This window comes from Actinosynnema sp. NPDC050801 (genome assembly GCF_040673975.1).
Classification (GTDB): Bacteria; Actinomycetota; Actinomycetes; order Mycobacteriales; family Pseudonocardiaceae; genus Actinosynnema.
Genome location: NZ_JBFAQZ010000002.1, coordinates 217,984 through 238,252, shown reverse-complemented (window position 1 = coordinate 238,252; position 20,269 = coordinate 217,984). Strand labels below are relative to the sequence as shown.

Here is a 20,269-nt window from a genome sequence, read left to right as displayed (position 1 = left end):
CGTCATGACCGCGTCCAAGAACGACCGCATCTCCGCGTTGCCGGAGCACCTGAGGGACAAGCTGCGCGCGCGGCTCGCCGGGCGCGCCGCGCCGCAGGTCGACGTGATCCCGCCCGCGCCGCGCGACGAGCCGCTACCGCTGTCGGCGGGCCAGCAGCGGCTGTGGTTCCTGGCCCAGTTCCAGCCCGGGAGCACCGAGTACACCAGCGCGATCGCGCTGCGCCTGACCGGTCCGCTCGACGAGCGCCGGCTCACCGAGGCCGTGCGCGGCCTGGTGCGCAGGCACGAGTCGCTGCGCACGACGTTCGACCAGGTCGACGGCCGCCCGGTGCAGGTGGTGCACGATGACGTCGAGGTCGACCTCATCGCCGCCGACGACCTGCGCGAGGTGCTGGACGAGCCGTTCGACCTGCGCCGCGGCCCGCTGTTCCGCGCCGGACTACTTCGGCCTGCCCAGCTGACGGAGTCCGACGACGCGCACGTGCTGCTGCTGACCTCGCACCACATCGTGGTCGACGGCTGGTCGCTCGGCGTGCTGGCGGACGAGTTGGGCGCGCTGTACCGGGGCGAAGCCCTGCCCGAACCCCGGTTGCAGTACGCCGACTACGCCGTCTGGCAGCGCGGGCGGCCGGTGGACACCGGGTTCTGGGTCGACCGCCTGGCCGGGGTGGCGCCGCTGGACCTGCCGACCGACCGGCCGCGACCGGCGGAGCGCACGTCGGCGGGCGCGACGCACGAGTTCACCGTGCCCGCGCGGTTGGCGGGCGACCTGGCCGAGCTGGCCAGGGTGCACGAGACCACGCTGTTCACCACGCTGCTGGCCGCGTGCCAACTGCTGCTGGCCCGCTACACCGGCCAGGACGACATCGCGGTCGGCACCGTCACCAGCGGCCGCAACCGGCCGGAGCTGGCCGGGCTGGTCGGCTTCCTCGTCGGCACCGTGGTGCTGCGGTCCACAGTGGACTCCTCGCGGTCGTTCACCGAGTTCCTGGCCGAGGCGAACCGGGGCGCGTTGGACGCGTTCGCGCACGACGACGTGCCGTTCGACCGGGTGGTGGAGGCGGTCGGCGCGTCACGCGACCCGAGCCGCACGCCGCTGTTCGACGTGATGGTCGTGCTGCAGAACGCCGGGCGGACCCTGCCCGAGCTGCCGGGCCTGCGCGTCGAGGAGCACCCGCTCAGCCGCGAGTGGTCGAACTTCGACCTCACCTTCGAGTTCACCGAGACCCCCGAGGGCCTGCTCGGGTCGGTCGAGTACAGCACCGACCTGTACGACGCCGACACGGTCGACCGGATGGCGCGGCACCTGCTCGCGCTGATGAGCGCGATCACCGCCGACCCGTACCGGCCGATGGCCGAGCTGCCGATGCTGCTCGGCGACGAGCCGGACGGCCGCGGGCCGGCGCTGACCGTGCCCGACACCACGTTCCCGGCGTTGTTCGAGGCGCAGGCACGCCGCACGCCCGGGGCCACGGCGCTGGTGTGCGACGGCGACGCGCTCACGTTCGCCGAGGTGGACGCCCGCGCCAACCGGCTCGCGCACCACCTGCTCGCCGAGGGCGTCGAGCCCGAGCAGATCGTCGCCCTCTCCCTGTCGCGCGGTGTCGACTGGGTGGTCGCGGTCCTGGGCATCCTCAAGGCCGGTGCGGTGTACCTGCCCGTCGACCCGGGCCTGCCCGACGCGCGCCGGGAGTACCTGCTGGCCGACTCCGGCGCGGTGCGGGTGATCGACGCTCCGGTCGACACCTCCGGTCTACCCGGGACCGCGCCGGACGTGCGGCCGCGGCCCGACCACGCCGCGTACGTGATCTACACCTCCGGCTCCACCGGTCTGCCCAAGGGCGTGGTGGTCGAGCACCGGCACCTGGCGAACCTGCTGCACAACCACCGCGAGACGTTCGCCGGCGAACGGATGCGGGTGGCGCTCAGCGCCGTGTTCTCGTTCGACACGTCGTGGGAGGGCATGTTGCTCATGGCCGACGGCCACGAGCTGCACGTGCTCACCGACGACGTGCGGCTCGACGCCACCACGTTGATCGGCTACGCCCGCGAGCACCGGATCGACCTGCTCGACCTGCCGCCGTCCTACGTCCGCCAACTGCTGGCCGACGGCCTGCTGACGGCGGAGACCGGCCCGAAGGTGCTGCTGCTCGGCGGCGAGGCACTGGGCACCGCGCTGTGGCGCGACCTGGTGGCCGCCGGTCTGCGCGCGCACAACTACTACGGCCCCACCGAGGCCACGGTCGACGCCGTGTCGTGCCGCATCACCGGCGACCGGCCGGTCATCGGCACGCCGCTGGGCAACGTGACCGCGCACGTGCTGGACGACGACCTGCGGCCGGTGCCGGTGGGCGTGCCGGGCGAGCTGTTCATCGCGGGCGCCCAGGTGGCCCGCGGCTACCTGGACCGGCCCGGGTTGACCGCGCAGCGGTTCCTGGCCGACCCGTTCGGCGGGCCGGGCGAGCGCATGTACCGCACCGGTGACCGGGTGCGCTGGTTGGCCGATGGGACGTTGGAGTACCTGGGGCGGACCGACGACCAGGTGAAGATCCGCGGGTACCGGGTCGAGCCCGGCGAGGTGGAGGCCGCCGTCTCCACCCACCCGAACGTCACCGAGGCCGCCGTCGTGGCCCGCGAGGACGACGGGCACACCCGCCTGGTCGCGTACGTCGTCACCACCGGCCCGGCCGACCTGCGGGCGCACCTGCGCGAGTCGTTGCCCGACTACGCGGTGCCGTCGGCGTTCGTGGAGCTGGACCGGCTGCCGCTGACGCCCAACGGCAAGCTGGACCGGGCCGCGCTGCCCGCGCCCCAGGCGGTCGCCGACGGCGAGTTCGTCGCGCCCCGCACGCCCGTCGAGGCCGAGCTGGCGCGGATCTGGGCCGAGGTGCTGCGCGCGGAGCGGATCGGCGTCGAGGACAACTTCTTCGCGGTGGGCGGCGACTCGATCCTGTCCATCCAGCTGGTGTCCCGCGCCCGGCAGGCCGGGCTGCACCTGACCTCGCGGGACGTGTTCCGGCACCAGACCGTGGCCGAGTTGGCGCTGGTGGTGTCCGAGGCCGCCGAGACCGCGCCCGAGCCGGAGTTCACCGGCCCGGCGCCGCTCACCCCGATCCAGCGGTGGTTCTTCACCGAGTACGGCGGGCTGCGGCACTTCACCATGTCGTTGCTGGTCGAGCTGGAACCGGAGGTGGACGCCGAGGCGTTGCGCGCGGCCGTGCGGACCGTGGTCGGGCACCACGACGCGCTGCGGCTGCGGTTCCGCGAGGTCGACGGGCGGTGGGCGCAGGAGGTCGCGGACGCCGAGGTCGACGTGTTCCGGGTCGAGGCGGACGCGGACGTGGAAACCGCGGCACGGGAGGCGCAGCGCAGCCTCAACCTGGGCGCGGGACCGCTGCTGCGCGCGGTGTTCTTCCCGGGCGCGCGGCCGGAGCTGCTGCTGACCGTGCACCACCTGGCGATGGACGGCGTCTCCTGGCGGATCCTGCTCGGCGACCTGGAGCAGGCCTACCGGGGTGTGCCGCTGGAGCCGGTCGGCACCTCGTTCACGCAGTGGGCGCACCGGCTGGACGAGCACGTGCGGTCCGGCGCGCTGGACGGCGCGCGGGAGCACTGGGGCTCGCTGCCCGAGCCCGAAGCGCTGCCGGTCGACCGCGACGGCGCCAACACCGCCGGTTCGGCGCGCGTGGTGTCGGTGCGGCTGGACCGGGCGACCACGGAGGCGTTGCTGACCGCCGTGCCGCCGGTGTACCGGACGCAGGTCAACGACGTGCTGCTCAGCGCGCTCGGCCGCGCGTTGGCGCAGTGGACCGGACGGGACGCGGTCACCGTGCTGCTGGAGGGCCACGGCCGCGAGGAGCTGTTGCCGGGCGTGGACCTCAACCGCACGATCGGCTGGTTCACCACGCAGTTCCCGGTGGTGCTGCCCGCGTTCGAGGAGTGGGACCGGACGCTGAAGTCGGTCAAGGAGTCGCTGCGCGCGGCGCCGCACCGGGGGCTGAGCTTCGAAGCACTCGATTTCGGACGTCTGGGCGGCGGGTCGCTGCCGCAGGTCTCGTTCAACTACCACGGCCGGTTCGACGTGGCCGACGGCGGTTTCTTCCGGGCCCGGCGGGACGCGGTCGGTGAGGACCTGGCGGCCGACGGGCACCGCACCCAGCTGCTGGACGTGACGGGGCTGGTCGAGGGCGGCGAGCTGGAGCTGAGCTGGCAGTACTCCGAGCACGTGCACGACGAGGAGACCGTGCGGCGGCTGGCCGAGCGGACCCTGGACGGGCTGCGGGAGATCGTGGCGCACTGCGCCCGGCCCGGTGCCGGCGGCCGCACGCCGTCGGACTTCCCGCTGGCCCGCCTCACCCAGGAGCAGGTCGACGCGCTCGCCGGGCCGGACGTGGAGGACATCTACCCCCTCACGCCGCTCCAGGCGGGCATGGTGTTCCACAGCCTGGTCGAGCCCGGCACGTACGTGGACCGGATGCGGCTGGTGCTCGAAGGCGTGCGCGACCCGGCCGCGTTGCGGCAGGCCTGGCAACGGGTCGTGGACCGCACGCCGGTGCTGCGGTCGAGCGTGGTGTGGGACGGGGTGGCCGAGCCGGTGCAGGTCGTGCACCGGCACGTGGAGCTGCCCGGCGGACCGGTCGACGCGCCGTTCGACCTGGGTGTCGCGCCGCTGCTGCGGGTCTCCGTCACGCCGCTGGGCGAGGACCGGGTCGAGCTGGTCTGGTCGTCGCACCACGTGATCCTGGACGGCTGGAGCACCGCGCAGGTGTTCGGCGAGGTGCTGGAGCAGTACCGGGCGATCACCACCGGCACGCCCGCCCGGCTGCCCGCGCGGCGCTCGTTCCGGGACTACCTGCACTGGCTGGCCGAGCAGGACCGGGCCGCGGCCGAGGCGCACTGGCGGACCGTGCTGTCCGATGTGGACGGACCGACGCCGCTGCCGTTCGACCGCCAGCCCACGCGGGCGCACCGCGCCGAGGCGTCGGAGTCGGTGCGGTTCTCGCTGGAGCTGGACGACGCCGTGCAGCGCGCCGGGCTGACCGTGAACACGGTCGTGCAGGGCGCGTGGGCGTTGCTGCTGGCCCGCGCCTGCGGTGAGGCCGACGTGGTGTTCGGCAGCACGGTGTCCGGCCGCCCGGCGGAGCTCGCCGGGGTCGAGTCGATGGTCGGCATGCTGATCAACACCGTGCCGACCAGGGCGGTCGTGGACGGCACGGCCGAGGTGGGCGCGTGGCTGCGCGAGCTCCAGGCGGCGCAGAGCGAGTCGCGGCGGTTCGAGCACACGTCGCTGGCCGAGATCCAGTCGTGGGTCGGGACGAGGTTGTTCGACTCCGTCGTGGTGTTCGAGAACTACCCGTTCGAACGGGACGGCGACGGGCCGCGCGTGGCCGAGGTCGACGCGGTCGACAACGCCACGCTGCCGTTGACGTTGAGCGCGTCCCTGACCGACCGGCTCAACCTGGACCTGGCCTACGACCCCGAGCTGTTCGACGCCGCCACCGCCGAACGGCTGGCCGGGTGGCTGCGCGAGCTGGTCCGGGCCATCGCAGCCGACCCGACGACGCCGATCGCCGACCTGCCGTGGCTGACCGACGCCGAGCGGCACCAGGTGCTGGTGGAGTGGAACCGGACCGCGCGGGACACGCCCTGGGGGCTGTACCCGGAGGTGTTCGCCGAGCAGGCCCGCCGCACGCCGGACGCGACCGCGCTGGTCTGCCACGACCGCACGGGGTCGCGCACGGCGTTGACCTTCGCCGAGCTGGACGCACGCACGAACCGGCTGGCGCACCACCTGCTCGCGCACGGCGCGGGCCCGGAGCGCACGGTCGCGGTCGTGCTGCCGCGCTCGGCCGACCTGGTGGTGGCCGTGCTCGCGGTGCTCAAGGCGGGCGCGGTGTACCTGCCGATCGACCCGGGGCTGCCCGCCGAGCGCATCGACTTCCTGCTGCGTGACGCGAGACCGGCCCTGGTGCTGGATTCCGTGCCGGACCTGACCGGCCTGCCGGACGCGCCGCCGCCGGTGGTGTCGCGCCCCGAGCACGCCGCCTACCTGATCTACACGTCCGGCTCGACCGGCACGCCGAAGGGCGTCGTGGTCGAGCACCGGCAGCTGGCGAACCTGTTCCACGCCAACAGCGCGGCCCTGATGCGGGAGCGGACGCGGTTCGCGGTCACCGCGACGTTCTCGTTCGACACGTCGTGGGAGGGCCTGCTGTTCCTGGCGGCGGGCAGCGAGCTGCACGTCATCGACGAGGAGCTGCGGCTCGACCCGCCCGCGCTGGTGCGGTACATCACCGAGCACGGCATCGGCACGGTCGACCTGACCCCGTCCTACGCGCGGCAGCTGGTGCAGGCCGGGCTGCTGGAGTCGGGGTTGCGCCGGATCATGCTGGGCGGCGAGGCGGTGGACGGGCCGCTGTGGCGGGAGATCGCCGAGTCGCCGGTGGAGGGCTTCAACTACTACGGCCCCACCGAGGTCACGGTCGACTCGGTGGCGACGCGGGTCGTCGGCGAGCAGCCGGTGATCGGGCGCCCGCTGGACAACCTCACCGCGTACGTGCTGGACGCCGACCTGCGGCCGGTGCCGCCGGGCGTGCCCGGTGAGCTGTTCGTGGGTGGCGTGCAGGTGGCCCGCGGTTACCTCGGCCGGCCCGGGCTCACCGCGCAGCGGTTCATCGCCGACCCGTTCGCCGCTGTGTCGGACCCCTCGGCGGGCGCGCGCATGTACCGCACGGGCGACCGGGTCCGCTGGTCGACCGTCGGCGGAGCCGACGATCAGACTGCGCCGGGGGTCCTGGAGTACCTGGGCCGGGCCGACGACCAGGTCAAGATCCGCGGCTTCCGGATCGAGCCCGGCGAGGTCGAGGCGGCGCTGCTGGACGTGCCCGGTGTGCGGGAGTCCGCCGTGGTGGTCCGGCACGACCGGCTGATCGGGTACGTGACGGGCACGCCGGAGACCGACCCGCGTGACGTGCTGGCGCGGGCGCTGCCCGACTACCTGGTGCCGGCCGCGGTCGTGGTGCTCGACGAGCTGCCCCTGTCGCCCAGCGGCAAGCTGGACCGGCGGGCGCTGCCCGAGGCCGACCTGGCCGGCGACTTCGTCGCGCCGCGCACCGACGCCGAACGGGTCGTCGCCGACGTGCTGGCCGACGTGCTCGGCCTGGAGCGGGTCGGCGCGCTGGACGACTTCTTCCGCCTCGGCGGCGACTCGATCCTCAGCATCCGCGTGACCTCGCGGTTGCGCGCGGCGTTCGGCGTGCAGCTGTCGCCGCGCGCGGTGTTCGAACACCCCACGGTGTCCGGGCTCGCCTCCGCCATCAGCACCGGGGCGGGGTCCGGCAAGGATGAGGTGGACGCCATCCCGGTGATCCCGCGCGATGGCGTCCACCCTCCGCTCGTGCACCCGCAGTCGCCCGCGCAGCGGCGGTTGTGGTTCCTGGACCAGTTCGAACCCGGCGGCACGGAGTACGTCACGCCCACCGCGCTGCGCCTGCGCGGACCGCTCGACCTGGACGCGCTGCGGCGTGCCCTCGACGGTCTGGTGGCACGGCACGAGTCCCTGCGCACCACGTTCGACGACGACGTGCAGGTCGTGCACGAGCCGTACGAGGTGGCGCTCGCGGTCGAGGACGCAGCCTGGGACGCGGTGCTGCTCGACGAGGTGGGCACGCCGTTCGACCTGCGCCAGGGCCCGTTGTTCCGGACCCGGCTGGTGCGGGTGGCGCCCGAGGAGCACGTGCTGGTGCTGACCCTGCACCACATCGTCACCGACGGCTGGTCCACCGGTGTGCTCGCCCGTGACCTCGGCGCGCTGTACGCGGGCGAGGAGTTGCCCCCGCTCACCGTGCAGTACGTGGACTACACCGCCTGGCTGCCGGAACCCCCGGTCGACTACTGGGCGACGCACCTGACCGGTGTGCCGCCGCTGGAGCTGCCGACCGACCGGCCGCGCGCCGCGGTGCGCGGCACGGCGGGCGCGATGCACGAGTTCACCGTGCCCGCCCCGGTCGCGAAGGCGGTGCGGGCGTTGGCCGCCGAGCACGGCGACACGCTGTTCACCGCGCTGGTGGCGGCCACCAAGGTGCTGCTGGCCCGCTACACCGGCCAGGACGACATCGCGGTCGGCACGGCGGTGTCCGGTCGCGGGCGCGCCGAGCTGGACGACGTGGTCGGCCTGTTCGTCAACACCGTCGTGCTGCGGTCCTCGGTGGACCTGCGGCGGTCGTTCACCGGGTTGCTGGCCGACGTGCGGACCACCGTGCGGGACGGTTTCGCGCACCAGGACGTGCCGTTCGAACGGGTGGTGGACGCCGTCCGGCCGGACCGCGACCCGAGCCGCAACGCGTTGTTCGACGTCATGGTGCTGATGCAGAACTTCGGCGCCGACGTGCCCGAGCTGCCCGGCCTGCGGGTGGAGGACGTCGGGCTGCCGCTGCTGACCTCGACGTGCGACGTCACGTTCGAGTTCGGCGAGGTCGACGGCGCGCTGCTGGGCGCGGTCGAGTACAGCACCGACCTGTTCGACGCGGACACGATCGACCGGATGGCGCGGCACCTGGTGACGCTGCTGGAGGGCGTCACCGCGGCGCCGGACCGGCCGCTGGCCGAGGTGCCGATGCTGCTCGGCGACGAGCCGGACGGGCACGGCGAGCGCTGGGACGTGCCCGACACCACGTTCGCCGAGGTGTTCGGGGAGCAGGCCCGCCGCACGCCCGACGCGGGCGCGCTGGTGTGCGGCGACACCCGGCTCACCTTCGCCGAGGTCGACGCGCGGGCCAACCGGCTCGCGCACCACCTGCTGGCGCGGGGCGCGGGCCCGGAGCGGACGGTCGCGGTGTCGCTGCCGCGCTCGGCGGACTCCGTGGTGGCGATCCTGGCCGTGCACCGGGCGGGCGCGGTGTACCTGCCGGTCGACCGCGACCTGCCGCGCGAGCGGATCGACTTCCTGCTCCGCGACGCACGCCCGGCGCTGGTGCTGGACGTGGTTCCGGACCTCACCGGCTACCCGGACACCCGGCCGGAGGTGTCGGTGCGGCCGGACCAGGCCGCGTACGTGATCTACACGTCCGGCTCGACCGGCGTGCCCAAGGGCGTGGTGGTCGAGCACCGGCAGCTGACGAACCTGCTGCACAACCACCACCGGGCGCTCGCCGGTGAGCGCACCCGGATCGCGCTGACCGCCGTGTTCTCGTTCGACACGTCGTGGGAGGGCCCGTTGCTCATGGCGGCCGGCCACGAGCTGCACGTGATCACCGACGACGTCCGGCTCGAACCGGCCGCCCTGGTCGGGTACGTGCGGGAGCACCGGATCGACTTCCTCGACCTGACCCCGTCCTACGTGCAGCAGCTCATCCCGGCCGGGCTCCTCGACGGCGATCACGTGCCGGCGAACGTGATGCTCGGCGGCGAGGCGCTGCCCGAGGCGCTGTGGCGCACGCTGGCCGCGTCCCGCACGACCGCGCACAACTACTACGGCCCCACCGAGGTGGCGGTGGACTCGGTGTCCACCGTCGTCACGGGTGACCGCGCGGTGATCGGCCGCCCGCTGTCCAACCTCGTCGCGCACGTCCTGGACGAGGACCTCCGGCCCGTGCCCGTGGGCGTGCCCGGTGAGCTGTTCCTCGGCGGCGCGCAGGTGGCCCGCGGCTACCACGACCGGCCGGGGCTGACCGCGCAGCGGTTCCTGCCCGACCCGTTCGGCGCCGCGTCCGGTTCCCCGGCGGGCGCGCGGATGTACCGCACCGGCGACAAGGTGCGCTGGGTCGGCGACCGGTTGGAGTACCTGGGACGCACCGACGACCAGGTGAAGGTCCGCGGCTTCCGGGTCGAACCGGGCGAGGTCGAGACGGCGCTCCTGCACCACCCCGACGTGACGCAGGCCGCCGTGGTGGCCCGCGAGCACAACGGCCACCAGCGGCTCGTCGCCTACACCGCGGGCACGGCCACCGACCTGGCCGGCTGGCTCAAGCAGCGGCTGCCGGACTACCTGGTGCCGTCGGCGTTCGTGACGCTGGAGTCGTTGCCGATGACCCCGGCGGGCAAGGTGGACCGGCGGGCGCTGCCCGCGCCGACGTTCACCGACGCCGGCTACGTCGCGCCCGAGCCGGGTGTCGCGGCCACGCTCGCCGACATCTGGGCCGAGGTGCTCGGCGTCGACCGGGTCGGCGCGCGGGACAACTTCTTCGCCCTGGGCGGCGACTCGATCCTGAGCATGCAGGTCGTGTCCCGGGCGCGGCAGGCCGGGCTGAAGCTGACGTCCAAGGACGTCTTCCTCCGCCAGACCGTGGCCGACCTGGCGCTCGCCGTCACCGACGACACCGGGACGACCCACGAGACGGTGGCCGGACCGGCGCCGCTCACCCCGGTCCAGCGCTGGTTCTTCACCGAGCAGGACCCTTCGGCGCACTTCACCATGTCCGTCGTGGTGGAACTCGGCGACGTCGAGCCGGCCGCGGTGCGCGACGCGGTGCGGGCCGTGCTCGCCCACCACGACGCCCTGCGGCTGCGGTTCACGCAGGTCGACGGCGCGTGGCGGCAGGAGGTGGCGGAGGTGGAGTCCGCCGAGGTGTTCCGCGTCGCCTCCGGCGACCTCACCGACGAAGCCCGGCTGGCCCGGACGAGCCTCGACCTGCGCCACGGCCCGCTGCTGCGCGCCGTGCTGTTCGACGACGGCAGGCTGTTCGTCACCGCCCACCACCTGGTGGTCGACGCGGTGTCGTGGCGGATCGTGCTGGACGACCTGCAGACCGCGCTCGCGGGCCGCGACCTGGGCCCGAAGAGCACGGCGTTCACCGCCTGGGCGCACCGGCTGGACCGGCACGTGCGCGAGGGCCGGTTCGACCACGCCCTGCCGCACTGGGCGGACGTGCCGGTCGAGGAGCCGGTGCCGACGACGGCGGGCAGCGCGCGCAGCGTGTCGGTGCGGCTGGGCAAGGCCGAGACGGACGCGCTGCTGCACGCCGTGCCCGACGCCTACCGCACGCAGGTCAACGACGTCCTGCTCGCCGCGCTGGCCTCGGCGTTCGCCGGGCGGGTGCTGGTGGCGCTGGAGGGTCACGGCCGGGAGGAGCTCTTCGACGGCGTGGACCTGTCCCGCACGGTCGGCTGGTTCACCGCCCAGTTCCCGGTGGCGCTGGAGCTGCCGGACGCGGACTGGGGGGCGGCGCTGAAGTCGGTGAAGGAGCAGTTGCGCGCCGTGCCGGACAAGGGGTTGGGCTACGAGGCCCTGAAGTACTGGGACCGGGGCGTCACCGGCGCGCTGCCGCGCGTGTGCTTCAACTACCTCGGCCAGTACGACGACGAGGGCTCCGACGTCGACCACGGCCGTGAGGTGCCCGACGACGCCGTCCGCCCGCACCTGCTCGACATCACCGCCGCCGTGTCCTCGGGCGAGCTGGTGCTGGAGTGGGAGTACTCCACCGAGGCGCACGACGAGGCCGCGGTGCGGGCGCTGGCCGACCGGATGGCCGACGCGCTGCGCGGGATCGTCGCGTTCTGCGCCCGGCCCGACGCCTGGGGCCGCACGCCCTCGGACTTCCCGCTGGCGAAGCTGACCGCCGAGCAGGTGGACCGGATCGCCGACCGGGACGTGGAGGACGTCTACCCGCTCACGCCGTTGCAGGCGGGCATGTTGTTCCACAGCCTGATGGACGACGGCACGGCCTACGTGAACCAACTGCGCGTGCGACTGTCCGACGTGGACGACCCGGAGCGCTTCGCCGAGGCGTGGCAACGCGTGGTCGACCGCACACCCATCCTGCGCACCGACGTGGTGTGGGAGGGCCTGGACGAGCCGGTGCAGGTCGTGCGGCGGGGCGTCACCGTGCCGGTGACCTACGCCGACGTCACCGACGACCTGGTCGCGGCCGACGCGGCGGCGGGCATCGACCTGACCACCGCGCCGCTGATGCGGCTGGCGATCGGTCGGGTGTCCGACACCGAGGTCGACCTGCTGTGGACCTCGCACCACGTGCTGCTCGACGGCTGGAGCACCGCGCAGGTGTTCGGCGAGGTGCTCACCGAGTACGCGGGCGGCACGGCGCCGGCGCGGCGGCCGTTCCGCGACTACCTGGCCTGGCTGGCCGAGGTCGACCAGTCGGCCGTGGAGTCGTACTGGCGCGGTGTGCTGGCCGGGTTCGACACGCCCACCCCCCTGCCGTTCGACCGCACGCCCGCCGAGGCGCACCGCGCCGAGTCTTCCGCGCAGATCGTGCTGGACCTGCCGGCCGACCGGCTGGACGCGGTCGCCCGTGCGCACGGCCTGACGGTGAACACGCTGGTCCAAGGCGCGTGGGCGGTGCTGCTGTCCCGCACCTCGGGTCAGCGGGACGTGGTGTTCGGCAGCACGGTGTCCGGTCGCCCGGCGGAGCTGCCCGGCGTCGAGTCGATCGTCGGCATGTTCATCAACACCGTGCCCACCAGGGTGTCGGTGGAGTCCGACGCCGAGGTGGTCGACTGGCTGCGCCGGTTGCAGGACGCGCAGACCGAGTCGAGGCAGTTCGAGCACGTGTCGCTGGCGCAGGTGCAGGGCTTCGCCGAGGTCGGGTCGGGCACGGGCACGCGCCTGTTCGACAGCCTCCTCGCGTTCGAGAACTACCCGGTCGAGAAGGACTCGCCGGACGGGGCGCCGGGCATCGGCGAGGTCGACAGCCTGGACACCACCTCGTTCCCGCTCACGGTTCGCGCGCACGTGGACGACGCGCTGCACGTGGAGCTGACCTACGACCCGCGGCTGTTCGACGCCGGCACGATCGGCGCGCTCGGCGACCGGCTGGCCCGGCTCCTCGACGCCATCGGCGCGGACCCGCGCCGGCGGGTGTTCGAGCTGCCGTGGCTGTCCGACGAGGAACGCGACCAGGTGCTGGTGTCGTGGAACGGCACGTCGTCCGGCGCGGTGGTGGCGGACACCATCCCGTCGCTGTTCGCCGCCCAGGCGGCCCGCACGCCCGACGCGGTCGCCGTGACGTGCGAAGGTGCGAGCCTGACCTACCGCGAGCTGGACGAGCAATCCAACCGGTTGGCCCACCACCTGATCGCGGCGGGCGCCGGGCCGGAATCGCTGGTGGCCCTCAGGTTCCCGCGATCGCTGGACCTCGTGGTGGCGGTGCTGGGCGTGCTGAAGTCGGGCGCGGCCTACCTGCCGCTGGACGTCTCCTACCCGGCCGACCGCGTCGCCTACATGATCGGGGACGCACGGCCGGCGGTGACCCTGGATGCCCTGCCGGACCTGACCGGGATGCCGGTGGACGCGCCGGACGTGCCCCTGCGACCGGAGAACACCGCCTACGTGATCTACACGTCCGGTTCGACCGGCAGGCCCAAGGGCGTCGTGGTGCCGCACTCGAACGTGGTGCGGCTGTTCGCCGGGACCGACCACTGGTTCGGCTTCGGACCCGACGACGTGTGGACCCTGTTCCACAGCTACGCCTTCGACTTCTCGGTGTGGGAGCTGTGGGGCCCGCTGCTGCACGGCGGCCGGCTCGTCGTGGTGCCGTACGAGGTGTCGCGGTCGCCGCGCGAGTTCGCCCGGCTCGTGGCCGACGAAGGCGTGACCGTGCTCAACCAGACGCCGTCGGCGTTCTACCAGCTGCTGGAGGAGGCGCCCGACCTGGACGTGCGGTACGTGATCTTCGGCGGTGAGGCGCTGGACATGCGCAAGCTGTCCGCGTGGCGCGGTTCCGGCGCTCTGGTCAACATGTACGGCATCACCGAGACCACGGTCCACGTCACCTGGACGCCCGCCGACGGCTCGATCGGCGTGCCCATCCCCGACCTGCGCGTCTACGTGCTGGACGACGAGCTGCAGCCGGTCGCGCCCGGCGTGGTGGGCGAGATGTACGTGGCCGGGCCGGGTGTGGCGCGCGGCTACCTCGACCGGCCGGGCCTGACCGCCCAGCGGTTCCCGGCCGACCCGTTCGGCACCGGGTCCGGTTCTTCGGCGGGCCGGCGCATGTACCGCACCGGCGACCTGGCCCGGTGGGTGGACGGGCGGCTGGAGTACTTCGGCCGCGCCGACCAGCAGGTGAAGATCCGCGGCTTCCGGATCGAGCTCGGCGAGGTCGAGGCGGTGCTGGCCGCGCACGACGCCGTGGCGCAGGTCGCGGTGATCGTGCGGGAGGACCGGCTGGTCGCCTACTACGTGCCCGCCGGCACGGCGGACGCGGGCGGGTTGCGCGAGCACGTCGGGCGGTCGCTGCCCGACTACATGGTGCCGACCGCGTACGTGGCGCTGGAGCGGTTGCCGCTCAACGCCAACGGCAAGCTGGACCGGGCCGCGCTGCCCGCGCCGGAACGGGAGGCGTCGGCGGCGGGCGGGTTCGTCGCGCCGCGCACCGACGCCGAACGGCTGGTCGCCGAGGTGTGGGCCGACGTGCTCGGCCTGTCCGAGGTGGGCGTCGAGGACAACTTCTTCACCCTCGGCGGCGACTCCATCTCCAGCATCCGGGTGGTCTCACGGCTGCGGTCGCGGTTCGACGCCTCGCCGCGCGACCTGTTCGACCACCCGACCGTGGCGGCGCTGGCGGCCCGGTTGTCCGGGTCCGCGCCATGGGAGTCGGGCTCGGCCGGCGCGGTGATCCCCCGGCTCGACGGGGACGCGCCGCTGTCGTTCGCGCAGCAGCGGTTGTGGTTCCTGGACCAGTTCCAGCCCGGTGGCACGGAGTACGTGACGCCGCTGGCCGTGCGGCTGCGCGGTGAGCTGGACGTGCCGCGGCTGGAGCGGGCGCTGACCGCGCTGGTCGAGCGGCACGACTCGCTGCGGACCACGTTCCCGGCGGTGGACGGGCTGCCGGTGGCGGTGGTGCGGCCGGCGACGGCGGTGACGCTGCCGCTGGTGGACGCCCTGCCCGCGCCGGAGCCGTTCGACCTGGCCGAGGGGCCGCTGTTCCGGCCGGCGCTGGTGCGCCGCGGCCCGGACGACCACGTGCTGGCGCTGACGATGCACCACATCGTCACCGACGGCTGGTCCGGCGGTGTGCTGATGTCCGACCTGGCCGCGCTGTACGGCGGCGAGGAGCTGTCGCCGCTGCCCATCCGGTACGGCGACTTCGCGGCCTGGCAGCGGGAGCAGCCGCTGGACGCGCAGCTGGACCACTGGCGGGAGGCGTTGGCCGACGTGCCCGCGCTGGAGCTGCCCACGGACCGGCCGCGGCCACCCGTGCAGACCACGGCGGGCGCGCAGACCGAGTTCGCCGTGCCCGCGCCGGTCGTGCGACGGCTGCGGGAGCTGGCGCGTGCCGTGGACGGCACGTTGTTCATGGCGTTGGTGGCGGCGTGCGAGGTGTTGTTCCACCGCTGGTCCGGGCAGGACGACTTCGCGGTCGGCACGGTGGCGTCCGGGCGGGACCGGCCGGAGACGCAGGACCTGGTCGGGTTCTTCGTCAACACGGTCGCGTTGCGGGCCCGGATCGAGCCGTCGGCGACGTTCCCGCAGTTCCTGGCCCGCACCCGGGAGACCGTGCTGGACGCGTTCGCCCACCAGGACGTGCCGTTCGAGCGGGTGGTGGACGCGGTGCAACCCGACCGCGACACCAGTCGCACGCCCCTGTTCCAGGCCGTGGTGGCGTTGCAGAACGCGCCGCAGGCGCCGGGCTTCCCGGGGCTGGACGCGGAGGACGTCACGCAGCCCACGGTGAGCACCGGGTTCGACGTCACGGTGGAGTTCGGCGAGGCCGACGACGGCGGGCTGCACGGTTCGGTCGAGTACAACACCGACCTGTTCGACGCGGGCACGGTCGAGCGGCTGGTCGAGCACCTGGGCGTGCTGCTGGCCGGCATCGCGGCCGACGCCGACCGTCCACTGTGGTCGCTGCCGGTGCTGCCCGAGGCCGAGCAGGACCTGCTGGCGGAGTGGGGCGCGGGCGGCCCGGCCGTCGACGGTCCCGGTCTCGTGGAGCTGATCGAGGCGCAAGTGGCCCGCACGCCGGACGCGGTGGCGTTGACCGGCGCGGCGGAGGTGACCTACGCCGAGCTGAACGCCCGCGCGAACCGGTTGGCGCACCACCTGATCGGGCTGGGCGCGGGTCCGGAGCGGATCGTCGCGCTGCGGCTGCCGCGATCGGTGGACCTGCTGGTGGCGGAGCTGGCGGTGCTCAAGGCGGGCGCCGCGTTCCTGCCCGTCGACCCGGACTACCCGGCCGAGCGGATCGCGTTCATGGTCGACGACGCCCGGCCGCTGGTCGTGCTGGACGGTCCGGTCGACGTGACCGGGCAGCCCGACTCGAACCCCGGCGTGGCGGTGCGGCCGGAGCACCCGGCGTACGTGATCTACACGTCCGGGTCGACCGGGCGACCCAAGGGCGTGGTGGTGTCGCACGCCGGCCTGGCCACGTTCTCGGCGGCCGAGATCGCGCACCTCGACGTGCGACCGGGCGACCGGGTGCTGGAGTTCTCCTCGCCCAGCTTCGACGCCTCGGTGCTGGAGCTGTGCATGGCGTGGCCCGCCGGCGCGGCGCTGGTCGTGCCGCCGCCGGGGCCGCTGCTGGGCGACCAGCTGGCCGAGGTGGTCGACGCCTGCGGCGTGACGCACGCGTTGATCCCGCCGGTCGCGCTGGCCACCGTGCCGGACGTGGAGCTGCCGACGTTGCGCACCCTCGTGGTCGGTGGTGACGCGTGCTCGGCCGACCTGGTGCGCCGGTGGGCACCCGGTCGGCGGATGATCAACGCCTACGGTCCGACCGAGTCCACCGTGGTCACGTCGTGGAGCGAGCCGCTGCGACCCGGCGGGGTGCCGCCGATCGGCGGGCCGATCCCCGGTACGCGGGTGCACGTGCTGGACGCCGAGTTGCGGCCCGTGCCGGTCGGGGTGCCCGGTGAGCTGTACGTCTCCGGTGTCGGGCTGGCCCGCGGGTACCTGGACCGGCCCGGGTTGACCGCGTCGCGGTTCCTGGCGAACCCGTTCGGCGGCGGGTCCGGCGGCGCGGCGGGGTCGCGCATGTACCGCACCGGTGACGTGGTGCGGTGGAGCGCCTCCCCCGGCGGAGCCGGAGATCGGACCACCGGCGTGCTGGAGTTCGTCGGCCGGGCGGACGAGCAGGTGAAGATCCGCGGGTTCCGGATCGAGCTCGGCGAGATCGAGACGGCCCTGCTGCGCCACCCCGACGTGCGGGAGGCGGTCGTCGTGGCCAAGGCGGACGCGCGGGGCCACAAGCGGCTCGTCGCCTACGTCGTGGCCACCCGGTTCGAGGTCGAGGAGGTCCGGGAGTTCCTGGGCGGGTCGTTGCCCGACTACCTGGTGCCGTCGGTGTTCGCGCCGGTGGACGCGCTGCCGATCAGCCCCAACGGCAAGGTGGACCGGGCCAGGCTGCCCGAGCCGGACTTCGGTGCGCTCGTCGGCGCGGCGTACGTCGCGCCGTCCGGGCCGGTGGAGGAGGCACTCGCGGCGGTGTGGGCGGACGTGCTCTCCGTGCCGCGGGTCGGGGCGCAGGACAACTTCTTCGCGCTGGGCGGCGACTCGATCCTGAGCATGCAGGTGGTGGCGCGGGCGCGGCAGGCCGGGTACCGGTTCACCACCCGCGACCTGTTCGTGCACCAGACCCCCGCGTCGCTCGCGCCGCACGTCACGGTGGAGGTCGTGTCGTCGGCCGATCGGGCGCCGGTGGTCGGCGACGTGCCGCTGACGCCGATCCAGCACTGGTTCCTGACCTCGGGGCGGCGCAACCCGCACCACTTCAACCAGTCGCACCTGGTGGAGCTGGACCCGGCGGTGGACGAGGCGGCGCTGCGGCGGGCGTTGGGCGCGCTGCTCGCGCACCACGACGCGCTGCGGCTGCGGTTCACGTCGGCCGACGGGGTGTGGCGCCAGGCCAACGACCCCGTGTCGGAGGTCGACGTGCTGACCGTCGTGGACGGCGTGGACGAGTTGGAGAAGGTCGCCGACGACGTGCACGCGTCGTTCGACCTGGCCTCCGGGCCGCTGTTCCGGGCCGTGCTGTTCCGCACCGGGTCACCCGGCGCCGAGCCGCCGCTGCTGTTGCTGGTGGCGCACCACCTCGTGGTCGACGGTGTGTCGTGGCGGATCCTGCTCGACGACCTGGAGACCGCCTACCGGGGCGGTGACCTGGGCGCCAAGACCACCTCGTACCAGGAGTGGTCGCGGCGGCTGGAGGCCCACGTGCTCGGCGGCGGGCTGGCGGACGAGGTCGAGTACTGGACCCGGTCGTTCCCGTCGTTCCCCGCGCCGTCCGGCGCGCCCGGATCGGTGACGGTCGAGCTGTCGGAGGAGGACACCGACGCGTTGCTGCGCGGCGCCCCCACCGCCTACCGGACGCAGATCAACGACGTGCTGCTGGCCGCGTTGGCGTACGCGCTGTCGCGGTGGACAGGCTCGTCGCGGGTCGCGGTGGACCTGGAGGGCCACGGGCGCGAGGACGTGCTGGACGTCGACCTCTCCCGGACCGTCGGCTGGTTCACCACCGTGTTCCCGGTGGAGCTGGAGCTGCCCGAGGGCACCTGGCGGGACCGGGTGAAGGCGGTGCGCCGCCAGCTGCGGGCCGTGCCGGGCAACGGGTTCGGGTACGGGGCGCTGCGGCAGCACGGCATGGTGCCCGACGGCGGGCGGCCCCCGGTGTCGTTCAACTACCTGGGCCAGTTCGGCTCGGGCGGGTCCTCCGGGGGAACCGCGGAGCCCACCGGGCTGTACCGGGCGGTGCTGCCCTCGGTCGGCGCGGAGCACGACCCGACCGACGTCGGCGACCACCTGCTCGACGTGGTCGGCGAGGCCGGCAGGACGTTGGGCTTCACCTGGTACTTCCACCAGTCGGCGCACCCGGCCGCGGAGGTCGAGGCGGTGGCCGCCGACTTCGCCGCCGCGTTGCGGGCGATCGCCGCGGACTGCCGGGGTGCGCTGTGACCACGTCGTTGGCGCGCAACCGCAACTACACGCTGCTGTGGGGCGGTCAGGCGCTGGCCGAGGTGGGGTTCAGCGCCTCGATGCTCGCGCTGCCGCTGCTCGTGCTGGTGCTGACCGGGTCGCCGCTGCTGTCGGGTCTGGTGCTCACCGTCGACGCCACCGCGCAGCTCGTGGTCGGGCTGCCCGCCGGCGCGCTGGTGGACCGGTGCGACCGGCGCCGGATCATGCTGTGCTGCGAGGCCGCCCAGGTGTTCACCCTGGGCGGGCTCGTGGTCGCGGTGTGGTTCGACGCGGTCACGATCCCGCACGTCCTGGCCGTCGCCGCGGTGCTCGGCGTGTGCCGGGCGCTGTTCGAACCCGCGGAGGACGCGTCCCTGCCCCGGCTGGTGCCGGAGTCGCAGCTGGCCACCGCCGTGGCGATGAACAGCGCCCGGTCGTCGTTGGGGCAGATGTCGGGCACGGCGCTGGGAGGTGTGCTGTTCGCGGTCACGCGGTGGCTGCCGTTCCTGGTGGACATGGTCACGCACGCGGTGGCGTTCGTGGCGCTGCTGTTCCTGCGGGTGCCGCCGTCCGCGCCGGTCGAGTCCCACCCGCCCCTGCTGAGGTCGATCGGCGAAGGTCTGCGGTGGGTGTGGAGCCGGCCGGAGATCCGGGTGACCGCGTGGTGCGCGGTGGTGCTGAACCTGTTCTTCACCGCGTTCTACCTGGTCATAATCGTGCTCGTGGAGGGCCGCGGCGCGTCCGGCGCGGAGATCGGTGTGATGGCGGCGATGCTCGGCGTGGGCGGTGTGCTCGGCGCCCTGGCCGCGCCGTGGCTGCACCGCGTGCTCGGGCCGCACCGGTCGATCGCCTCGGTGTTCTGGGTGCTGACGGTGCTGGTGCCGTGCGCCTTGCTGGTCGAGTCGGCTTACCTGATCGGGGCGTTGTTCGCCCTGATGAGCTTCTTCGCGCCGACCGCCAACACCACCATCAACACCCACCAGCTGCTCCTCACCCCGGACGAGCTGCGCGGACGGCTCAGCGGGGTGATGGGCGTCGTGGTCGGCGCCGCCGGGGCCGTCGGACCCCTGGTCGGCGGCGTGCTGACCGAGTCGCTGTCGGCGCGCACCGCGGTGCTGGTGTGCGCCGCGGGCATCGCCCTGATCACGGTTTTCGTCACAGTCAGCCCGACTCTGCGCGGGTACGCGAAGGAACAAGAGGAGAAGAGCTCATGAGGGACGACATCACCTACCAGGTCCTGGTCAACGACGAGGGCCAGTACTCGTTGTGGCCCGCCCACCACGACGTGCCCGCCGGGTGGCGGTTCGAGGGCACCAAGGGCACCAAGGACGAGTGCTCGGCGCACGTCGACACGGTGTGGACCGACATGCGCCCGGCGTCCCTGCGCGCGGCGATGGACTGAGCGGCCCCGGTCGTGGCCCG

General features: G+C 73.8%; 3 protein-coding genes. All 3 read left to right on the top strand.

The genetic code is table 11. The annotated features are described in order from the left end of the window. Positions 1-4 precede the first annotated feature (4 nt). The 3 genes from AB0K14_RS05850 to AB0K14_RS05840 are packed head-to-tail and all read left to right on the top strand — an operon-like array spanning position 5 to position 20,249. Positions 5-18,847: a non-ribosomal peptide synthase/polyketide synthase gene (locus AB0K14_RS05850; RefSeq protein WP_360447903.1), complete on the top strand. Its 18,843-nt coding sequence runs from the start codon at positions 5-7 to the stop codon at positions 18,845-18,847. Next, positions 18,844-20,061: an MFS transporter gene (locus tag AB0K14_RS05845; protein ID WP_360447901.1), complete on the top strand. Its 1,218-nt coding sequence runs from the start codon at positions 18,844-18,846 to the stop codon at positions 20,059-20,061. Before AB0K14_RS05850 ends, AB0K14_RS05845 begins: the two co-directional genes overlap by 4 nt. Further along, positions 20,058-20,249 (top strand): MbtH family NRPS accessory protein, encoded by a 192-nt coding sequence (locus AB0K14_RS05840; RefSeq protein ID WP_360447899.1) that lies wholly within the window; start codon positions 20,058-20,060, stop codon positions 20,247-20,249. Before AB0K14_RS05845 ends, AB0K14_RS05840 begins: the two co-directional genes overlap by 4 nt. The last annotated feature ends 20 nt before the right edge of the window (positions 20,250-20,269 follow it).

Bases quoted from the DNA above. Each gene is read 5' to 3' on its own strand.
- AB0K14_RS05850 (WP_360447903.1), top strand. From the start codon at position 5: ATGACCGCGTCCAAGAACGACCGCATCTCCGCGTTGCCGGAGCACCTG.
- AB0K14_RS05840 (WP_360447899.1), top strand. From the start codon at position 20,058: ATGAGGGACGACATCACCTACCAGGTCCTGGTCAACGACGAGGGCCAG.